Genomic DNA, 18475 nt, shown 5'->3' with positions numbered 1-18475 from the left:
GGCTCCGCCGTCAGCTGTCAGCCCGCCGAGCGCGCCTCGGACGCGCGCCGCGACGAGCGCGGCGCGCCATCCGGAGCGCGCCCGGGCGGAGCGCCGTCACTTGCAGGCGTCGCCGGCAACCTTGCCGCCGCCGTCCACGGGCTGCTTGTCGACCGCCTTGCCCTCGATGGCCGCGATGAAGAACCCGGTGCGGCGGTTCTGGGCCTTGCCGTCGGGCGTGCTGTTGTCGGCGACCGGCTTGCTCTCGCCGAAGCCGACGGCGATGAAGCGCTTGCAGTCGTGGCCCTTCGCGACGAGCCAGCGGGCGACCGACATCGAGCGCTTCTCGGACAGCGTCTGGTTCGCGGCGTCCTCGCCGTCGGAGTCGGTGTGGCCCTCGACGCGGAGCAGGGTGACGTCCTTCCGCTGCTTCAGGAAGTCGTCGACGATGTTGAGGACCTCGTCGCTCTCGGGCAGGAGCTTGTCGCTGTTCGTCTCGAAGACCACCGGGCCGGGCAGCTCGACCTGGTTGCCCTTGAGCTTGAAGGTCATCTTGAAGCGCGGGCGGGGCTTCTTCTCCTCCTTCGGCTCGGGCGCCGGCTCCGGCGGGGGCGGGGGCTCGGCCACCGGCTCCTTGCCGGTGTTGAACGAGGCGCTGGCCGTGCAACCCGCCGTCGCGGCGGCAGTGCCAACCATCATCACGGCGCACAGAACGGAAGCGACGTATCTACGCATGGGACGTTGTTCTCCTCTGAGGGGCACGAGCCAGAGCTCGCGTCGGCAACCCGCCGGGCTGACGCCCTGGGACGGCAGCTCGCCATGAATCTTCACTGCCATCGGGTATTTGCGTGGTGGACGCTCGAAACGATGCCGACTTCTAGCGAAAAGTCGGGACAAACGAAACCAGGAAGAGGGCGCCTCGCGGACCCCCACAAGCGGGCGGACCGAGAGAGCACGCCGCCGAGGTCTCCCTCGCCTGAGCGCGTACCCTGGACGGGCGGGGTCGCTTCTAGAGACGCTCGCGGGGCGCGCGACGGCTCAACGGCGCGCACGATCTTCGCGCAGGGCGCGGTCAGGCTGAGCTGACTGCACGTCGCAGGCTGTGTGGTGCTCTGGCCAGAGGGCACCCGGGAGGCGCCCGCGGAGCCCTGAACGAGGGCTCGCCGCGATGGCCGCAGACAGACGGGAGTCGCGCGGCGCTCAGCCTTCGTCCGGGGGAGCGGTCCCGCACGGCACGCCGGTCGTCTCGGCCGGGGGGGCGATCTCGCCCAGCTGGACCTCCTTCGCCGTGAACCCGATGCCGATGGAGATGGCATCGCAGTCCTGGCTCGGGTCCTGGCTACCATCCTTCATGATGTCCGAGGCGCGACGGACCGAGTCGAGGATCGACTCCAGCGCGGTGCCCTCGCAGACGCCCGGCTGGACAGCGCCGATGACGCTGCGCAGCTCCTCGACGAGGACAGCCGTCTCGAGCACGCCCGCGAGGGTGCCTTTGAGCACCGAATTGTGATCTGGCGCGAGGTCCATCGCGATCCTCAGGTTGCGGATCGTGAGGCCGATGGTGGTCCCCGAGATCGTCAGGTTGAGCTTGAAGGCGACCTGCGACTCCGGGCCCGAAACCCACGTGTCGTCGACGACGTAGCTCTTCGGGAACGCGATCTTGGCGCTCTCGACGTCCTGAGCGTCATCGAGCAGCTCCGGAACGATGGGCCACGCATCGCTGCCATCCCAGGCGGGCGCCGCGCCCAGCGTGGCGCCGCCGTAGAGCTTCGCGGTGAGCGGGTTGTAGGACGACTGCGCGCCGAGCCCGTCGACCTTCAGGATCACCGTGAAATCGCCGTTGGCGATCGCGTCGGTGACCCTCGTCGAGGGGTCGCTCAGGAGAGTCCCAATGAGGCCGACGAGCTTGCTTCCGAAGGCGTTGTCGATCCCGTCGAGCCCGTCCGGATAGACATCGGAGGGGGGGGCGTCGTCGACCGGCCTGCACAGGTCCTCCGAGATGGTGTTGGACACCTTGCCGTCGATGTTGAAGCCGTACTGCTTCCAGCTGCCAGCCGTCTTCTTCCCGTCGCGATCGGTGTCGCCGAGGAAGAGGCGGTCGATCGCGTACGCGACCCCCGCGCCGTCGCCGGCCTGCGCCGGGCCCGGCGCCGGGGGCTGGCCGCGGTCGACGTCCTGGTCTTGTTCGGCAGGCGGCGCCGCAGGATCGGAGCCACAACCGGCCACGGACAGGAGCGCCGTCGTCAAATAGACCGCGACGGCGATACGGGAATGACGCATCATCGACCTCACTTTCTGGAAACCCCACCCCAAATCAGGCAAGTGCTCTCAAACGGGCGCATATGCTAGCGCCGGCTCGCGCGCCTCATCAAGGACGATCCCCGCTGCGCAATGCGCTATATGTGAGCTCGCCGGCAAGCGACGGTCGGTCGTCCAATTGCCTACGGATTCCGTTCTCCCTGATTCCCTGTCTTTCCCGATTCGCACGACGATGAGAAGCCACCTGGAAGCCCGCTGTGACCGCTGAGTTCATCCACCTCCACGTGCATTCGCAGTATTCGCTCCTCGACGGCGCGCTGCGCGTCAAGGACCTGGCCACGCGCGCCAAGTCGCTGGGAATGCGCGCCGTCGCCCTGACGGACCACGGGAACATGTTCGGGGCGATTCAGCACTACAAGGCCTGCAAGGAGCAGGGCATCGGCGCGATCATCGGCTGCGAGGTGAACGTGGCGCGCAGCTGGGGCGCGGCCGCAGGGCAGGTGTCGCGCTCGGGCGTGGACGAGACGCCCGTCGATCACCTCGTGCTGCTCGCGGCGTCCGAGGAGGGCTACAAGAACCTCGTCCGCATCGTGTCCAAGGGGCACGTCGATCCCGCGAGCGGGCTCGCGCCGAGCGTGCGGCTCGACATGGTGGCGCAGCACAGCGCGGGGCTCATCGGCCTGACCGGCTGCATGGGCGGCGTGGTCGCCCAGCGGATCCTGGAGCAGGGCGAGGAGGAGGGGCGCGAGGCGCTCAGCCGGCTCCGGGACTGCTTCGAGCCGGGGAGCCTGTACGTCGAGCTGCAGGACCACGGGCTCGTCGAGCAGTCGGTGCTCAACGGCATCCTGGCGCGCGCGGCGGGCAACCTGGGACTGCCGATCGTCGCGACGAACGACGCCCACTTCGGCGCGCGCGAGGACGGCGAGGGGCAGCTCTACCTGTCGTGCATCGCGGCGAACCGCACGTTCGCCGAGGCGAGCGACGCGCACCACGGCAGCTTCGAGATGTTCCTGAAGCCCGCCGGCGAGATGTCGCACCTCTTCCGCGACTACCCGGAGGCGATCCGCTCGACGCTCGAGATCGCCGAGCGGTGCTCGGCGCTCAAGCTCAAGCTCGGCAAGCCGATGCTGCCGACGTTCCCGCTGCCGAGCGGGTTCGCCGACACGGGGTCGTACTTCCGGCACGTGGCGCACGAGGGGCTCACGAAGCGGCTCGCCCAGATCGCGCGCTCGGGCCGGAAGGTGGACGAGGCCGTCTACCGGACGCGGCTCGACATCGAGCTCGGCGTCATCGTGCAGATGGATTTCCCGGGCTACTTCCTCATCGTCTGGGACTTCATCAAGTACGCCAAGGACCACGGCATCCCGGTCGGGCCGGGCCGCGGGTCGGGCGCGGGCTCGCTCGTGGCCTATGCCATGGAGATCACCGATCTCGATCCGCTCCCGTACAACCTGCTGTTCGAGCGCTTCCTGAACCCGGAGCGCGTCAGCATGCCCGACTTCGACGTCGACTTCTGCATGGACCGGCGCGACGAGGTCATCTCGTACGTCACGAAGAAGTACAGCAAGGAGGCCGACAAGCCGTCCGTCGGGCAGATCGCGACGTTCCACGAGCTCAAGGCGCGGAGCGTGATCAAGGACGTCGCCCGGGCGATGGCGTTCCCGGCGATCGAGGCGCAGAAGATCGCGAGCCTCATCCCGCAGAAGTCGCCGGGGATCATGTACACGATCCCCGAGGCGCTCGAGATCGAGCCGAAGCTCAAGGCGCTCAGGGAGAGCGACCCCACGGTCGCGGAGCTCCTGAAGCAGGCGCAGAAGCTCGAGGGCCTGACGCGGCACGCGGGCATGCACGCCGCCGGCGTCGTGATCAGCGAGGGGCCGCTCTGGGACCACGTCCCGTGCTTCAAGAACGGCGAGCAGCTCGTCACCCAGTACTACAAGGACGACGCCGAGCTGGCCGGGCTCGTCAAGTTCGACTTCCTCGGGCTGAAGACGCTCACCGTCATCGACATCGCCGTGCGGCTCGTGAACGCGCGGCCGGACGTCGCCGCGAGGGAGGGCGCGCGGTTCGACGTGAGCGCGGTGCCGCTCGACGACACCGCCACCTACGCGCTCCTCCAGTCGGGCGAGACCACCGGGGTGTTCCAGCTCGAGTCGAGCGGCATGCAGCAGCTCTTCAAGGACCTGAAGCCGGACGCCTTCGAGGACATCGTCGCCGCCGTGGCGCTCTACCGGCCCGGGCCGCTCGGCACCGGCATGGTGAAGGACTTCGTCGACTGCAAGCACGGCCGCAAGCCGATCGAGAAGATGCACGCGCTCGTCGACGAGCTCCTCAAGCCGACGTACGGCGTCATCGTCTATCAGGAGCAGGTCATGCAGATCGCGCAGCAGCTCGCGGGCTACACGCTCGGCGGCGCCGATCTGCTCCGGCGCGCCATGGGCAAGAAGAAGCCCGAGGAGATGGCGAAGCAGAAGGCGACGTTCGTCGACGGCGCGCTCAACAACGGGGTGAAGGCGGAGGACGCCGAGCGCATCTTCGGGCTCCTCGAGTACTTCGCGGGCTACGGCTTCAACAAGAGCCACTCGGCCGCGTACGCGCTGCTCACCTACCAGACGGCCTACCTGAAGGCGCACTACCCGGTCGAGTTCCTCTGCGCGCTGATGACCGCCGACCGCGACAAGATCGAGAAGGTCGTGCGGATCATCGCGGAGGGCCGCGCGTGGGGGGTCGATATCCTGCCGCCCGAGATCAACGAGTCGAAGATGGACTTCACCGTCGTCTACAGCGCAACGCCGGGGACGAACGGCAAGCGCGTGACCGGCACCCGGCGCGGAGGCTCGCGGGTGAAGGATCCGTACGACCCGAAGATCCGCTTCGGAATGGGGGCGATCCGCGGCGTCGGCGAGTCGGCGCTCGAGGCGATCCTCGAGGCGCGAGAGGCGGGCGGCGCGTTCTCGGATCTGTTCGACTTTGCCGAGCGCGTCGATCCGCGGCGGGTCAACAAGGGGGTGTTCGAGGCGCTCGTGCAGTGCGGCGCGTTCGACGCGAGCCTCCAGGCGCGGGGCATCTCACGGGCGCGGGCGTTCGCCGGCATCGACAGGGCGCTGGAGCGCTCGCGCTCCGCGAGCAAGGAGCGGAACAGCGCGCAGATCGGCCTGTTCGCGGCGGTCGCGTCCAAGAACGACGTGAGGCTGGACGACTACCCGATGGCCGAGGACTGGGATCTGCGCGAGACGCTCTCGCGCGAGAAGCAGTCGCTCGGCTTCTACGTCTCGGGGCACCCGCTCGATCGATACGGCGTGGATCTGAACCGCTTCGACGTGACCGCGGTGAGCGCGCTGGCCGGCATGGATCCCTGGTCCAGGGTGCGCGTCGGCGGGATGGTCGAGGGCTACCGCGAGCGCATCTTCAAGGGGGGCGGCGGCAAGATCGCGTTCTTCGTGCTCGAGGACACGGCGGGCCGGGTCGAGGTCAAGGTGCGCGAGAAGCAGATCGAGGCCTTCGGCGAGCTCCTGAACCGGGGAGAGCCGGTCTTGATCTCGGGGAAGGTCAGCTTCCCCATGGTGGAGGAGGGCGCCGAGGAGACCGAGTCCGCGCCGCGCGAGCCGACCCTCCTGCTCGACGAGGTGCAGCCGCTCTCCGACGCGATCCTCGCGCAGACGCGGAGCGTGGCGATCACGCTGAAGTCGCGCAGCGCGAGGCGCGAGCACATCGATCGGCTCGGCGCGCTCCTGCGGGCGAGCCCGGGCGTGTGCCCGGTGCAGCTCGTGATCCAGCTCGACGACGGGGCGGAGGCGGTGCTGTCGCTGGGGCGCGATCTCCGCGTCGAGCCGAACGACGCCATGCTCGGGCGGCTCGAGAAGCTGTTCGGCGAGAAGGTGGCCGAGCTCAGGTAGGCGGCTCGCCCGCGCCCGCGTGCTCGGCCGCCCTCACGAGGGCGCCGAGCTTCGCCTCGGCGTCGCCGCGGTCGCCCTGGTGCTTGAGCAGGACGCCGAGCGTGTCGCGGGCGACCTCCTGGGTGATCGCGCGCTTGCCGAGCAGGAGCAGCGCGCGGGTCCAGTCGATCGTCTCGCTGATGGCGGGGGACTTCCGCAGATCCATGGCCCGCAAGGCGCCGACGAACGCGACGATCTGCGCGGCGAGGCGGGATTCGATCCCCGGGATGGCGACCTTCAGGATGGCGACCTCGCGCGACGGCGGCGGGTAGTCCAGGAACGCGTGCAGGCAGCGGCGGCGCAGGGCCTCGGTCATCTCGCGCGTCGCGTTCGTCGTGAGCAGGACGAGCGGCGGGCGCGCGGCGCGGATCGTGCCGAGCTCGGGGATCGTGATCTGCATGTCGGAGAGCACCTCCAGCATGAACGCCTCGAACTCCGGGTCCGCGCGGTCGACCTCGTCGATGAGGAGGACGACGGGGGCGGCGCTCCGCAGCGCCGCGAGGAGCGGGCGCGCGATCAGGAAGTGCTCGCTGAAGAACGACGCCTCGCTCCCCGCGATCGCGCGCGCGGCGGCGGCGAGGCTCGTCGCGCCGGCGATCTCCTTCGCGACCGCGTCGCGCAGGAGCTGCGTGTAGAGCATCTGCTTCGCGTAGTCCCACTCGTACAGCGCCTTCGCCTCGTCGAGGCCCTCGTAGCACTGGAGCCGGATGAGCCCGCGGCCGAGCGCCTCGGCCGCGGCGCGGGCGAGATCGGTCTTGCCGACGCCCGCCGGTCCTTCGAGCAGCAGCGGCCGCTCCATCCGGAGGGCGAGCCAGAGCGCGAGCGAGGTCGCCGGATCGGAGATGTAGCGGGCCGCCGAGAGGCGCGCGTCGAGCTCGTCCGCGGTGGCCGTGGTGTCGTCGCGAGCGCTCCGATCGCCGGGCGCGCCGCCGTCGTGATCCGGGGGGGGCGTCACGGCGGGACGGTAGCACGCCGTCGTGATGCGCCACGTGGGGGAGGACGCGCCGCGCGTCGCCGCGCTCGTGGGCCCGCTCGCGCCCAGGTAGCCGCCGACGGCCGCACCGAGCTAGCCGCGCGGCTCGGAGAGGATCTCCGCGGCCAGGAGATCGAGCCGCGGCGCCGCGTGATCGGGGCAGGGGAGGTCGGCCTCGCCCCGGAGCGGGCACAGCTCGCAGCGGCGTCGATCCAGGATCAGGCCCGCCCGCATGCCCGCGGCGCGCGCGGCCGCCACGTCGCTCGGCGCGTCGCCGACCATCCAGCTCGCGGCGACGTCGAGATCGAGATCGCGCGCGAGCCCCGTGAGCATGCCCGGCTTCGGCTTCCTGCAGTCGCAGGGGCCGATCAGCGCCGGATCGCCGCCCGGCCCGCCCTCGGGGTGGTGCGGGCACACCGCGAGCGCCGCGATCGCGACGCCCGCCGCGCGCAGGCCGTCGACGAGCGCGCGGTTCGTGCGCTCGATCGCCCCCCACGGGACCTGGCCCTTCGCCGCCCCCGGCTGGTTGGTCGCGATCGCCAGCAAGAACCCCGCGTCCGCGAGGCGCCGCAGGCCCTCGAGCGCGCCGGGGAGGAGGCGGATCTGGTCCGGGTGGAACGCCGTCACGACGACCCCGAGCTCGGGATCGCGCACCACGTCGATGAGGGTGCCGTCGCGGTCGAGCACGACCCCGCGCCTCGCCACGCGGCGCTCAGCTCTCGGCCACGAGCTGCAGGAGCCGCTCGCAGATCAGGTGGTGGTAGACCTCGTGGAAGCCCTCGACGTGCGGCGTCGACGTGTAGCCGGCCCGCGTCCTCGGCACGATCACGCTGGCGTCGGCCATCTGGCGCAGGGCGCCGCCGTCGTAGCCGACGAGCGCGACCACCTTGGCCCCCGACTTCTTCGCGAAATCTGCGGCGGCCACCAGGTTCTGCGACCACGGGCCGGCCCGATCGGCGCCCGATCCGCCGTGCACGCTGAGGCACACGAGCACGTCGCCCGCGACGACGCGGCCGTCGAGCTGCTCGAGGAAGATCCGGTTGAAGCCGACGTCGTTGGTCAGGGCGCTGAGGAGGGCCGCGTTGTCGCAGAGCGATGTGCACTTGAAGCGCGGCTTGCCTTCGACCCACGTGAACTTGGCGATGTCGCACGCGAGGTGGCTCGCGTTGGCCGCCGAGCCGCCGTTGCCGCACGTGTAGATGGTGCGGTCGTTCCGGTACGCCTCGAAGAGGAGCTCGATGACCCGCGTCATGTCGTCCGGGCTCGTCGCGAGGGCGATCTCGGACGTCTCGCGAAGGTATTTTTCAACGAAGTCGTGCGTGCGCTGAGGCATGAGCGATTTATAGCCAGAGTCCCGCGGAAATGCCCAGCGGGAGGCGCGCCGATGCGCCGGCGCGCCCGCTCACGATCGGTGCAGGTTCGCGACGATGCGGGCGCCGTCGAGATCGAAGCGGAAGCGCAGCACGCGCAGGCCCTTCGCGGCGAGCGCCTCCAGCACCCGGCGCTTCTCCGCCGGGCGGACGTAGAACATGAAGAACCCGCCCCCGCCGGCCCCCATCAGCTTGCCGCCGAGCGCCCCGGCGCCCCGGGCCACCTCGTAGATCTCGTCGAGGACCTCGTCGGTCATCTTGGAGGCGAGCTTACGCTTCTGGGTCCAGTGGGCGTGCAGGAGCTCGCCGTAGTCGTCGAGCCTGCCCGAGACGAGGATGCGGTGCACGTCGCGGCCGATCTCCTTGATGCGATGCATCCGCTCGACCACCGCGGGCTCGAGGTCGTGCAGCCGTCGCCCCTGCTCCGAGAGCACGATCCTGGCCGGTCGCTCGATGCCGCTCCACACGATGAGCAGGTTGCTCTCGAGCTCGTCCAGCACCTCGTCGCGGACCGGCACGGGCTCGACGTGCACCGAGCCGTCCGGCGAGAACGTGAACGCGGTGACGTTGCCGTAAGCGGCGATGTACTGATCCTGCTTGCCGATCGGCTCCCCGAGGCGATCGATCTCGATGGCGCACGCCTCGCGCGCGAGCTGCTCGGACGACACGAAGTCGCGCTTGTACGCGTGCAGCGCGTTGAGGAGCGCGACCGTGAACGAGCTCGACGAGCCGAGGCCCGAGTTCGCGGGGAGATCCGCGACGCTCGTGAGCTCGATCGAGTGCTCGATTCCCATCATCCGGAGCGCCTCCCGGAAGATCGGGTGCTCGATCCTGTCGACCGAGGGCACGATCTCGGTCTTGGAGTAGGCGAGGCGGATGTCGCGGTGGAAGCGCTTGTTGGCCGTGACGTAGATGTACTTGTCGATGGAGGCCGAAACGAGGTAGCCGCCGAAGCGGTCGGAGTAGGCGGGCAGATCGGTCCCGCCGCCGCCGAGGGAGAAGCGGACCGGGGCGCGGGAGACGATCATCCCCGCTCCTCCGCCGTTGTCGATGCCGCCAGCGCGGCCTCGAGATCGCGGAGGCCCCGCTCGGAGCCGATCTCGTGGAAGCGCGCCGCGACCGCGAGGGCCCGCAGGCGGCCTCGCGACGCGAGATCGCGCTGCACCGCATCGAAGCCGAGCGGCGTGTCCGCCGGCAGCGCCTCGACGACCCCGCGGCGGAGCGCGGTCGCGCCGTAGTCGATATGATCGAGGGCAGGGTCGGGTGGGGTGCCGGCGCGGAGCTTCTCGTAGCGCACCACGAGGTCGCCCGAGAGCGCCGCGTTCGACGCGTCGAACCGACCCTCGTTCCGGAACACGGCCATCGTACCGAGGGCGCCCGGGTGCGCGGAGAGGTCCCGGAGCGGCGCGAGGTAGTCGAAGGGGAGATAGGAGTCGCCGTAGGTCATGAGGAAGACAGGGGCCAGGTGGGGCAGCGCGCGACGCAGCGCGCCGGCCGTTCCCAGGAGCTCGGGGCCGTCGTCGGCATAACGGAGCGGCAGCCCCGCGAACCGGTCGCCCATCGCCGCTCGGATGGCGTCGCCGAGGTGACCCACGCAGAGGACCACCTCGCCGAAGCCCGCGGCGGCGAGCCGATCGAGGAGCCACGCCCCGAACGGTCTGCCGAGCACCGGCAGAAGGAATTTCGGCGTGCGCTCCGTCCACGGGCGCATCCGGGTACCGAGCCCGCCGGCGAGGATCACGGCTTGAGGGGAGGAGGCGTCGGGGCGCACCAGCGGGACGTACCATAGACGACGGCCGCCTCCGGCGCGCCTCGGGCGCTCGAGCCGGCGGCACGAAGAAATCGTCGTCACAAACTGTACGACCGTTCAGCTACTGAACTAGCTTCGGCGCCATGACGGACAACGACCTCGTTCCTCATCTTCTCCGGACGCTGGTTGCCCTCCAGAGCGAGGGCAAGACGGTGACCCTCGAAACATTGACCACGGCCCTCGCGGTGCGCCGGACCGACGTCCGCCGGGTGATCAACGCCCTGCACCGCGAGGGGTACCTCGATGCCCTCCGGATGCGGTTGACGTTCCGCGGGCTCGCGCTCGGCGCGGCGTTCGCGGCGGCGCCGCTCCGCCCGCTGCGCCGCCCGTCGCTCCACGCCGTCAAGGCGGCTTGATCACCCGCCCCCTCGCAGCCGCTCCCGAAGGACCGCCCCCGCCGGCGCGGCCGCGAGCGGCGAGCGGCGAGCGACGAGCGGCGAGTCGACCTCTGCTCATCGACGTGGCCCGCCCCGCGACCCACGCCGCGGACGGAGGGGCCCGACATGGATTGTCGATGGGTTTCAGATCTTGCCCGCATTTCATTTGATAGAGCGGCAAATTCACACCGGACACGCGCCGCGGCCAGCGATCGGGCGCCGGGTCGCGGGCGCCGGCCGGCGCGTGATCGTCCGGGTTTCTCCGGTCTCTGCGGGCCACTCCGCGCGGAAGACGTTGACATTCCGGGGGATTCGTGAGACGGCGGCTGCGTGATATCCGATGTCGAGATCGAGAATGAGATTCGTTCTTTGGTGGCCAAGTTCCTGGAGGGCATGAGAGCGCTGGCCCGTAAGGACGTTGTCCAGAACGCGGCGCGGTACCTGGAAGTCGACATCAAGGCCGCAGGGATATCGACCGGGCCCGCCGCGACTCCCATGACGCCGGCCCGCAAGGCCGAGCGCGCTCCGGCGCCGAGCCGCCCGGCGCCGAGCCGCCCGGTGCCGAGCCGCCCGGCCGCGCCGGCCCGCAGCGCGCCGTCGCGCAAGGCCCCCACCCCCAAGCGCGCTGCGCCGCACAAGAAAGCGGCGGCGCCGCGGACCACCGGGGGCGCCGCGCGTCCGGCCGCCGCACTGCGGACCACCGGGGGCGCCGCGCGTCCGGCCGCCGCACTGCGGACCACCGGGGGCGCCGCGCGTCCGGCCGCCGCACCGGCCAGGGCGCGCGCCGCGAGCGCCGGCGCCCTGGCGGCGGCCGCCGGGAGAGGGGCCGAGCAAGCCCGTCCGGTGAGCCCGGAGAACCCGCCGTCCGGGATCCCCGGGGACGAGATCGCCGAGGCGCTGCTCGCCCATGTGGAAATTGAGCCGGGCCAGGGCATCGACGACCTTGCGCTGGCGATGGGCACCCCCGCAGCCGAGCTCCAGGAGCCGATCAAGAGGCTTCTCGAGGAAAACAAGATCACCGAGGAGCTGAGCCAGGGGCAGACGTCGTACTACCCGACCTGAGCGACGTCGATGCGCCTGCCATCCGGGCATGAGCGTTGCCGGGAGCCGGACAGATTGACGAGCGGCCGACACGGGCCGGCGCCGGTGCGGCGTTACCGGACAAGCCACCGGGCCGCGGGCCGCAGGCGACTCGCCGAGCGAGCCCTGCGGACTCGTTCGGCCACACATGTGTGTGCGTTGGCTGACGTACACTGCGAGGCCGTCGCCGCGCACTCGACGCGGACACGGGGCCCCGGTAACCTGCCCTTCCAGGCTCTTCCCGGATGACTCCCGCGCACGAACAGATTCTCAACGTCCTGCTCGGCTATCTCTCGGCGATGAATGCAGAGGGAGTCCTGCTCCGGGCCATGCGGGAGGCGGAGATCCAGCCGGAGAGGTTCTCGCTCGACGACCTCCCGGACATCATTCCCAGCATCGAGCGCCGGGCTCGCCTTTATGTCGATCCGGCGCGGCTCGGGCGGCTCAAGTCGGAAATTTCTGCAATCGGCGGCGATCGACCTTCGCGGCGCTCCAGGGTCATGCCCATCAACGTGGAGGCCGACATCAGCGAGGCGCGCCTGAGCGCGAAGGCCATTTGCGACGCGGCCGGCGCAAAGAGCTTCACCTCGCACAAGGTCGCGACCATCGTCAGCGAGCTCGCCCGGAACATCGTTCATTATACCCCGGGCGGGACGATCGAGATCGCCGTGCAGCGCGACAGCCCGGTCCGCTTCCTCATCGTCGCGGCGGACGAGGGCAGCGGTATCCAGAACCTGCAGGAGATCCTCGCCGGCCGCTACAGGAGCAAGACCGGCATGGGTCGCGGCCTCATCGGCGTCAAGCGGCTGGCCGATCGCTTTCAGATCGACTCGGGACCGAAAGGCACGCGGGTGGAGATCGAGGTCCACCTGTGAAGCTCGCCGTCGAGCACACCATCCTCCCCAAGGACGGAGAGCGCGTCAGCGGCGACGCTGTCTTCGTGCGGGCCGGCAAGGATGGCGTCGTCTTCGCGGTCATCGACGCGCTGGGCCACGGCGAGCACGCGGCGGCCGCGGCGGACGTCGCGCTCAAGGCGCTCGGCGACGCGCCGAGCGGCGAGGACGTCCGTGCCCTCGTCGACCGCCTCCACGCGCGGCTCCGCGGGACCCGCGGCGCCGCCGGGATGATCTGCCGCTTCCAGGAGGGGCGGCTCCAGGGCTGCAGCGTCGGCAACGTCGAGCTGATGTCTCACGGCACGCGCGTGCAGTGGCTCCAGAGCCCGGGCATCCTCGGCGCGTCGCTCGGAAAGGTCCGGATCTTCGACGCGCAGCTCGCGCCGGGCGACCGACTCGCCGTCTTCTCCGACGGGGTCTCCCCCCGCTTCGACCTCTCGCTGTTGCGTGGGATGAAGGCCGCGGAGGCGTGCCGCGTCCTCATGAGCCGACACCGGCGCTCGCACGACGACTCAACGGTCTTGATCGCCGACATCGAACCTTAGGATGACCATGGAGCTCAAGCGCCTTCCGATCATCAACCTCTGGGACCGGATCCTGGTGCCCATCCAGGGGGACGTGACCGACGACCTCGCGGAGCAGCTGAACACCGAGGTGCTGCGGGCCATCCACGAGAGCGGGGCGAAGGGGCTGGTCATCGATCTCACGGCCGTATGGATCATGGATAGCCACCTGTGCGCGGTGCTCTCGAACCTGGCCTCCGCCGCGCGGCTCATGGGCACGCCCACGATCCTGTCCGGGCTGAGCCCGGAGATCGCGATGACGTTGCAGGCCATGGGGGTCGAGCTCGAGGCCGTGAAGACGGCGCTGACGCTCGAGCAGGCGCTCACCATGCTCGGGCTCGAGGTGCGCCGGGCCGAGGCGCGCGACGAGGACGACGACGACGACGACGACGATCTCTTCGACGACGAGGACGACGACGAGGACGACGACGACGGATGGGAGGCGGACGACCGCAGCGACTCGAGGCGCGCGCCGGCGGCCGGGCGGACGCCGCGGTCCAGCGCGAGCACCGATCGGCGGGAAAACGGCAAGAGCCGGCTCAGGCGCCGCTGATCTGACGGCCGCGTGACGGCGATGGTCCGGGTGGGCAACGCCGTGGGTCCCTGGTATGCCTCACGACCGCTCTCCGGGCGATCACCATGGACAATTTGGATTGCCTCTCCGCTCCGCCGCCCAAGCAGCGGGGGATCTTCTGCAACCGGACGCTGAACCTCCGCTCGATCAAGGCGATCGGGTACGACATGGATTACACGCTGATCCACTACCGGGTGGAGGCGTGGGAGCGTCGGGCGTATGAGCACCTCCGCCACCTGCTGGAGAGCGAGGGCTGGCCGGTCGGGGACCTGACCTTCGAGCCGGACCTCGTGATCCGGGGGCTCATCCTGGACACCGAGCTCGGCAACCTGCTCAAGGTAAACCGGTTCGGGTACGTGAAGCGGGCCTATCACGGCACCCAACCGATCGACTTCGAGACCCAGCGCGCCACCTACGCGCGGACGATCGTCGACCTCGCGGACGGGCGCTACGTCTTCCTGAACACGCTCTTCTCGCTCTCGGAAGGGTGCATGTACGCGAAGCTCGTCGACCTGCTCGATCAGCGCCGGCTTCCCGAGGTGCTCGGCTACAGCGACATCTACCGCCGCGTGAAGGATCGCCTCGACGCGACGCACATGGAGGGGCAGCTGAAGGCCGAGATCATCGCGGATCCGGAGCGGTTCGTGCTGCTCGATCCGGAGACCCCGCTCACCGTGCTCGACCAGAAGGAGGCGGGCAAGAAGCTCGTCCTGATCACGAACTCCGAGTGGGTCTACACGCACGCGATGATGAGCTACGCCTTCGATCGCTTCCTGCCGGACGGCATGACGTGGCGCGACCTGTTCGACGTGGTCATCGTGTCCGCGCGAAAGCCGGAGTTCTTCTCGAGCCGCAGCCCGCTCTTCGAGGTGGTCACGGAGGACGGCCTCCTGCGCCCGGCCGGCCGGCTGCGCGAGGGCGGGCACTACCTCGGCGGCAACGCCGGGCTCGTCGAGCATCACCTCAGGCTGTCCGGCGACGAGATCCTCTATATCGGCGATCACATCTATGGAGATGTGCACGTGTCGAAGAGCGCCCTGCGGTGGCGCACGGCGCTCATCATCCGGGAGCTCGAGGACGAGATCCTCGCCATCGAGGAGGCGCGGGGGGCCGAGGCGCGCCTCGATCTCTGGATGCGGGAGAAGGAGGACGCGGAGCGCATCTACGCCAGGCTGCGCCTGGAGCTCCAGCGGATGCGCGCCGGCTACGGGCCGGTCGTCGGGGCGACGGAGGCCGAGGTCCAGGCGAAGATGAACGAGCTCAAGGTGAGCCTCGCGGCGCTCGACGCGCGGATCGCTCCGCTCGCGAAGGCGTCGGCCGAGACGCTGAACCCGCGGTGGGGGCTGCTCCTCCGCGCGGGGAACGACAAGAGCCACCTGGCCCGGCAGATCGAGCGCTCGGCGGACATCTACACGTCCCGCGTCTCCAACTTTCTCCTGGCGACACCCCACGTGCTGCTCCGCTCGCACCGCGGGAGCCTGCCGCACGACCCCATGGGCGCGCCGCCGGGCGCCGAGCCGCAGAACGGCGAGCCCGCCCCGGTCGACGACCCGAGCCCGGTGGGGATGTAGGCGGCCGCCTCAGGCCGCGAGCCGCTGCGCGGCGCTGTCGAGGATGTCCAGGCACCCCGCCAGGCTGTCGCAGAAGAGCAGCTCGCGCCGGAGGGCGGACGCGCCGGGGAGGCCGCGGAGGTAGCCGGTCAGGTGGCGCCGCGTCACGCGCACGCCGTGCGGCTCGCCGCGCGCCTCGGTGTTCGCGAGGAGGTGCGCCCGGCACAGGGCGAGGCGCTCCTCGGCCGTCGGCGCCGGCAGCCGCGCGCCGTGGTCGAGCAGGGCCCGGGCCTCGCGGAAGACCCAGGGGTGGTCGATCGCGGCGCGGCCGACCATCACGCCGGCGCAGCCCGTCTCCCGGAACGCGCGGGCCGCGTCGTCGGCGGTCTTGATGTCGCCGTTCACCACCACGGGGATGGACACGGCCTCGCGCGCGCGGGCGGCCCAGCTCCAGTCGGCCGCGCCGCTGTGCCCCATCTGGGCCGTGCGGCAGTGGATCGTGAGCGCGGCGACGCCGGCGTCCTCGAGGCGGCGCGCCAGGTCGACGATCGGCATGTGGGACTCGGGTCCCCAGCCGATGCGCGTCTTCACGGTGACCGGGAGCGCGACCGTGCGCGTCACGAGCCGGGCCATCGCCACCATCGCCTCCGGATCGCGCAGCCAGCCCGCGCCCGCGCCGCGGCCGGCGATCTTCGGCACCCAGCAGCCGCAGTTGACGTCGAGGAACGCCGGCCCTGCCTGCTCGGCGACCTGCGCGGCCTCGGCGAGGCGCTCCGGGTTGGCGCCGTAGATCTGGATCGCCGTCGGCTGATCGTCGGCGGACAGGGCGAGCTTGCGCCGCGCGGTCTTGCACCCGCGCAGCAGCCCCTCGACGTTGACGAACTCCGTCACGCACAGCTCGGCGCCGAGCTCCCGGCAGATGCGGCGGAAGACGGCGTCCGTCACGTCCTCCATGGGCGCGAGGACGACGGGGCGGCTTTCGAACAGCCGGCGAAAGCTTTCAGGCGAGAGCGGCACGGTGGCGAGCTTTCAAGCATGGATCCGGCCGGTTGACCAGGGCGACGCCGCGACCTCCGGCGCGCCGGGCGCCGGGCCCGCCGAGCTCGGTCCCGCGCCGCGACGCGGAGGCGCGGCCGGCATTCATCACCTCGGACCTCGGGGCGTGTATGCGATCAGCGCACGAACACGGCAGGTCGGACGGCGAGCGACCTTGTTGGTATGACATCCTGGGTGGGAGACGGCGAGCGGGGCAGCCCGCCATAGTGACCGAGGAAACCAGCCGCGCCGAAGCCAGCAACGCTGGCTTGACGTTCGGCGCGGCTCTGGCGACCCTCGAGTGTCGCCATGAAGCGTGCGCTGACCAGAGAGGCTCTCCGCGCTGAGCGCTCGGCCTCGTCACGCATGCTCAGGGAGCGCGAGACCCGCCCGATCGGCGCGCCGCGGAGCGCTCTGTCCGCCCACGACACCGAGAGCGTCCGTCGCGCGGTCCGCCGCGCTTTCCGGGTCGCGCTCTGGATCTGGCCCGCGTTCACGCTCGTCGACGTGTTCATGGCGACCGTGCTGTACCCCGCGGCGCCGGTGTGGCGCTGCATCGTCATGCGCATGATCGAGCAGGCGATCGCCATCGCCGTGTACCGGCTCACGGGTCGACCGACGCTCTCGGGGCGCGTCGTGCTGCTCGGGTACGACGCGGCGTTCCTCGTCGCCGCGCTCTTCATCTCGCTCATGGCGCTCGATTTCGGCGGCTTGACCAGCACGTACATGCACGGGCTCTCCATCGTCGTGCTGCTGCGCACGGCGCTCGTGCCGGCGCCGTTCGGCAAGGCGCTCGTCGCCTCCGCGCCGATGTTCCTCGCCTTCCCGGCCGTCATGGGCATCGCCGCGATCTTCTCCCCGTCGATCCTGGCGGCGTGGCTCGACCCGACGACGCTGCTCACGGCCGCGAGCCATTACATCTTCGTCCCCTCCTCGGGGGTGATCGGGGCCCTGTCGAGCCACGTCGTCTGGGCCGCGCGGCAGCAGGTGTATCAGGCGCGCAAGCTGGGCAGGTATCGGCTCGAGGCGCCGATCGGCAAGGGGGGGATGAGCGAGGTCTGGCTCGCCTGGGACGAGACGCTCCAGCGCGGCGTCGCGCTCAAGCTCCTGAGGACCCGTGACGCGCCGGACCCGGGGTTGCTGAAGCGCTTCGAGCAGGAGGCGCACGCGGCCAGCAAGCTCAGCGATCCGCACACCATCCGGATCTTCGACTTCGGCGCGAGCGACGACGGCATCTACTACATCGCGATGGAGCACCTGCGCGGGGCGGATCTCGCCGCGATCGTGCGCAGCTATGGCCCCATGCCCGTGGCGCGCGCCGTGCGCTTCGCCCTGCAGGCCTGCCGCTCGCTCATCGAGGCGCACGAGGCCGGGATCATCCACCGGGACATCAAGCCGCAGAACCTCTTCGTCACCCGCGTCGGCGACGATCACGACTTCGTCAAGCTGCTCGACTTCGGCGTCGCGCGGATGGTGGAGGGCGACCGGGACGCCGAGCTGACCAACAGCGGCATGCTCTGCGGGACGCCCGCCTACATGGCGCCCGAGGTGTGCCGCGGCGAGCGCGCGGACGTGCGCAGCGACGTCTACTCGCTCGGCGGCACGCTCTATTTCCTCCTCACCGGCGAGCTGCCGTTCGAGGGCTCGTCGTCCGGGCAGCTCTTCGTCGCGCACATGACGAAGGCGCCCCTCGCGCCGTCGGTGCGCCGCGGCCCGGCCGTCCCCCGCGCGATCGATCGCCTCGTCCTGCGGTGCCTCGCCAAGGACCCGCGCCACCGCTTCCAGAGCGCGCGCGCGCTGTTCGACGCGCTCCTCCCGCTGCTGGACGAGTCCGCCTGGAGCGCGGCAGACGCAGAGCGCTTCTGGGTGGCCGATCGAGCGGAGAAGCTCGGCCAGATCGAGGCGCCGCCCGAGCGCGTCGCCCCGACGCGGGGCGGCTCGACGCACACCGCCTCAGCTCGATAGAGCCGGGGCGCCGCGCGGCGTCGTGCCCTGTCCTCGCTGCGCCGCCGGCCGTCCACGAAGTCGACGCCGCGCGGAAAAAATGCGTCGAAACGGTTCAGAAACACACGAGAAA

16 protein-coding genes are annotated in these 18475 nt (G+C 70.6%); 8 read left to right on the top strand and 8 right to left on the bottom strand.

The annotated features are described in order from the left end of the window. Nucleotides 1-96 precede the first annotated feature (96 nt). Nucleotides 97-678 carry an OmpA family protein gene (locus tag WMF17_RS19325; RefSeq protein ID WP_437650688.1) on the bottom strand — a complete coding sequence of 194 codons (582 nt, stop codon included), beginning with the start codon at nucleotides 676-678 and terminating at the stop codon, nucleotides 97-99. Nucleotides 679-1179: 501 nt separating this feature from the next. Then, a complete protein-coding gene (locus WMF17_RS19320) occupies nucleotides 1180-2262 on the bottom strand; it encodes a hypothetical protein (RefSeq protein ID WP_437603547.1) in 1083 nt (360 codons plus the stop codon). Between the two features lie 233 nt (nucleotides 2263-2495). On the opposite strand from WMF17_RS19320, the gene dnaE reads away from it, so the two are divergent. Next, nucleotides 2496-6134, top strand: a complete 3639-nt coding sequence (gene dnaE / locus WMF17_RS19315; RefSeq protein WP_437603546.1) for a DNA polymerase III subunit alpha — start codon at nucleotides 2496-2498, stop codon at nucleotides 6132-6134. On the opposite strand, the gene WMF17_RS19310 is transcribed toward dnaE, so the two are convergent. From WMF17_RS19310 to WMF17_RS19290, 5 genes are all read right to left on the bottom strand, one after another. Further along, nucleotides 6127-7128, bottom strand: coding sequence for an AAA family ATPase (locus WMF17_RS19310; protein WP_437603545.1), 1002 nt, complete (start codon nucleotides 7126-7128; stop codon nucleotides 6127-6129). The two genes, dnaE and WMF17_RS19310, sit on opposite strands and share 8 nt — an antisense overlap. A gap of 111 nt (nucleotides 7129-7239) precedes the next feature. Next, nucleotides 7240-7851: an HAD-IIIA family hydrolase gene (locus tag WMF17_RS19305; RefSeq protein WP_437650687.1), complete on the bottom strand. Its 612-nt coding sequence runs from the start codon at nucleotides 7849-7851 to the stop codon at nucleotides 7240-7242. Nucleotides 7852-7858: 7 nt separating this feature from the next. Further along, entirely contained in the window at nucleotides 7859-8479 is a 621-nt protein-coding gene (locus WMF17_RS19300; protein WP_437493008.1) for a D-sedoheptulose-7-phosphate isomerase, read from the bottom strand. Between the two features lie 69 nt (nucleotides 8480-8548). Beyond that, nucleotides 8549-9544, bottom strand: coding sequence for a GHMP family kinase ATP-binding protein (locus WMF17_RS19295; RefSeq protein WP_437603543.1), 996 nt, complete (start codon nucleotides 9542-9544; stop codon nucleotides 8549-8551). After that, nucleotides 9541-10257: an NTP transferase domain-containing protein gene (locus WMF17_RS19290; protein WP_437650686.1), complete on the bottom strand. Its 717-nt coding sequence runs from the start codon at nucleotides 10255-10257 to the stop codon at nucleotides 9541-9543. The genes WMF17_RS19295 and WMF17_RS19290 overlap by 4 nt, the downstream gene beginning before the upstream one ends. A gap of 152 nt (nucleotides 10258-10409) precedes the next feature. Between WMF17_RS19290 and WMF17_RS19285 the strand changes: the two genes are divergently transcribed. From WMF17_RS19285 to WMF17_RS19260, 6 genes are all read left to right on the top strand, one after another. Then, nucleotides 10410-10682 (top strand): hypothetical protein, encoded by a 273-nt coding sequence (locus WMF17_RS19285; protein WP_437603541.1) that lies wholly within the window; start codon nucleotides 10410-10412, stop codon nucleotides 10680-10682. A 393-nt stretch (nucleotides 10683-11075) separates the two neighbouring features. Beyond that, on the top strand, nucleotides 11076-11765 hold the full coding sequence (locus WMF17_RS19280) for a hypothetical protein (RefSeq protein ID WP_437650685.1): 690 nt from the start codon (nucleotides 11076-11078) through the stop codon (nucleotides 11763-11765). A gap of 317 nt (nucleotides 11766-12082) precedes the next feature. After that, nucleotides 12083-12658 carry an ATP-binding protein gene (locus tag WMF17_RS19275; RefSeq protein WP_437603539.1) on the top strand — a complete coding sequence of 192 codons (576 nt, stop codon included), beginning with the start codon at nucleotides 12083-12085 and terminating at the stop codon, nucleotides 12656-12658. Continuing rightward, nucleotides 12655-13221, top strand: coding sequence for a SpoIIE family protein phosphatase (locus WMF17_RS19270; protein ID WP_437603538.1), 567 nt, complete (start codon nucleotides 12655-12657; stop codon nucleotides 13219-13221). The genes WMF17_RS19275 and WMF17_RS19270 overlap by 4 nt, the downstream gene beginning before the upstream one ends. A 7-nt stretch (nucleotides 13222-13228) precedes the next feature. Beyond that, nucleotides 13229-13792, top strand: a complete 564-nt coding sequence (locus tag WMF17_RS19265) for an STAS domain-containing protein (RefSeq protein ID WP_437603537.1) — start codon at nucleotides 13229-13231, stop codon at nucleotides 13790-13792. 86 nt (nucleotides 13793-13878) lie between these two features. Next, complete coding sequence (locus WMF17_RS19260; protein ID WP_437603536.1) at nucleotides 13879-15384, top strand: HAD-IG family 5'-nucleotidase; 1506 nt, start codon at nucleotides 13879-13881, stop codon at nucleotides 15382-15384. Nucleotides 15385-15393: 9 nt separating this feature from the next. On the opposite strand, the gene dusB is transcribed toward WMF17_RS19260, so the two are convergent. After that, entirely contained in the window at nucleotides 15394-16380 is a 987-nt protein-coding gene (dusB, locus tag WMF17_RS19255) for a tRNA dihydrouridine synthase DusB (protein WP_437603535.1), read from the bottom strand. A 384-nt stretch (nucleotides 16381-16764) separates the two neighbouring features. Between dusB and WMF17_RS19250 the strand changes: the two genes are divergently transcribed. Continuing rightward, entirely contained in the window at nucleotides 16765-18363 is a 1599-nt protein-coding gene (locus tag WMF17_RS19250) for a serine/threonine-protein kinase (RefSeq protein ID WP_437603534.1), read from the top strand. Nucleotides 18364-18475 lie beyond the last annotated feature (112 nt).

It is taken from the genome of Sorangium sp. So ce362 (assembly GCF_051519845.1).
Classification (GTDB): Bacteria; Myxococcota_A; Polyangia; order Polyangiales; family Polyangiaceae; genus Sorangium.
Note: the sequence above shows the minus strand (reverse complement) of the source record. Positions and strands in the feature narration are given on the sequence as shown.

What these genes read in the sequence shown, in the direction of transcription:
- WMF17_RS19325 (WP_437650688.1), bottom strand. Translation starts at nt 678, where the DNA reads ATGATGGTTGGCACTGCCGCCGCGACGGCGGGTTGCACGGCCAGCGCC.
- WMF17_RS19320 (WP_437603547.1), bottom strand. Translation starts at nt 2,262, where the DNA reads ATGATGCGTCATTCCCGTATCGCCGTCGCGGTCTATTTGACGACGGCG.
- WMF17_RS19300 (WP_437493008.1), bottom strand. Translation starts at nt 8,479, where the DNA reads ATGCCTCAGCGCACGCACGACTTCGTTGAAAAATACCTTCGCGAGACG.
- WMF17_RS19295 (WP_437603543.1), bottom strand. Translation starts at nt 9,544, where the DNA reads ATGATCGTCTCCCGCGCCCCGGTCCGCTTCTCCCTCGGCGGCGGCGGG.
- WMF17_RS19285 (WP_437603541.1), top strand. Translation starts at nt 10,410, where the DNA reads ATGACGGACAACGACCTCGTTCCTCATCTTCTCCGGACGCTGGTTGCC.
- WMF17_RS19275 (WP_437603539.1), top strand. Translation starts at nt 12,083, where the DNA reads ATGAATGCAGAGGGAGTCCTGCTCCGGGCCATGCGGGAGGCGGAGATC.
- WMF17_RS19265 (WP_437603537.1), top strand. Translation starts at nt 13,229, where the DNA reads ATGGAGCTCAAGCGCCTTCCGATCATCAACCTCTGGGACCGGATCCTG.
- WMF17_RS19260 (WP_437603536.1), top strand. Translation starts at nt 13,879, where the DNA reads ATGGACAATTTGGATTGCCTCTCCGCTCCGCCGCCCAAGCAGCGGGGG.
- WMF17_RS19250 (WP_437603534.1), top strand. Translation starts at nt 16,765, where the DNA reads ATGCTCAGGGAGCGCGAGACCCGCCCGATCGGCGCGCCGCGGAGCGCT.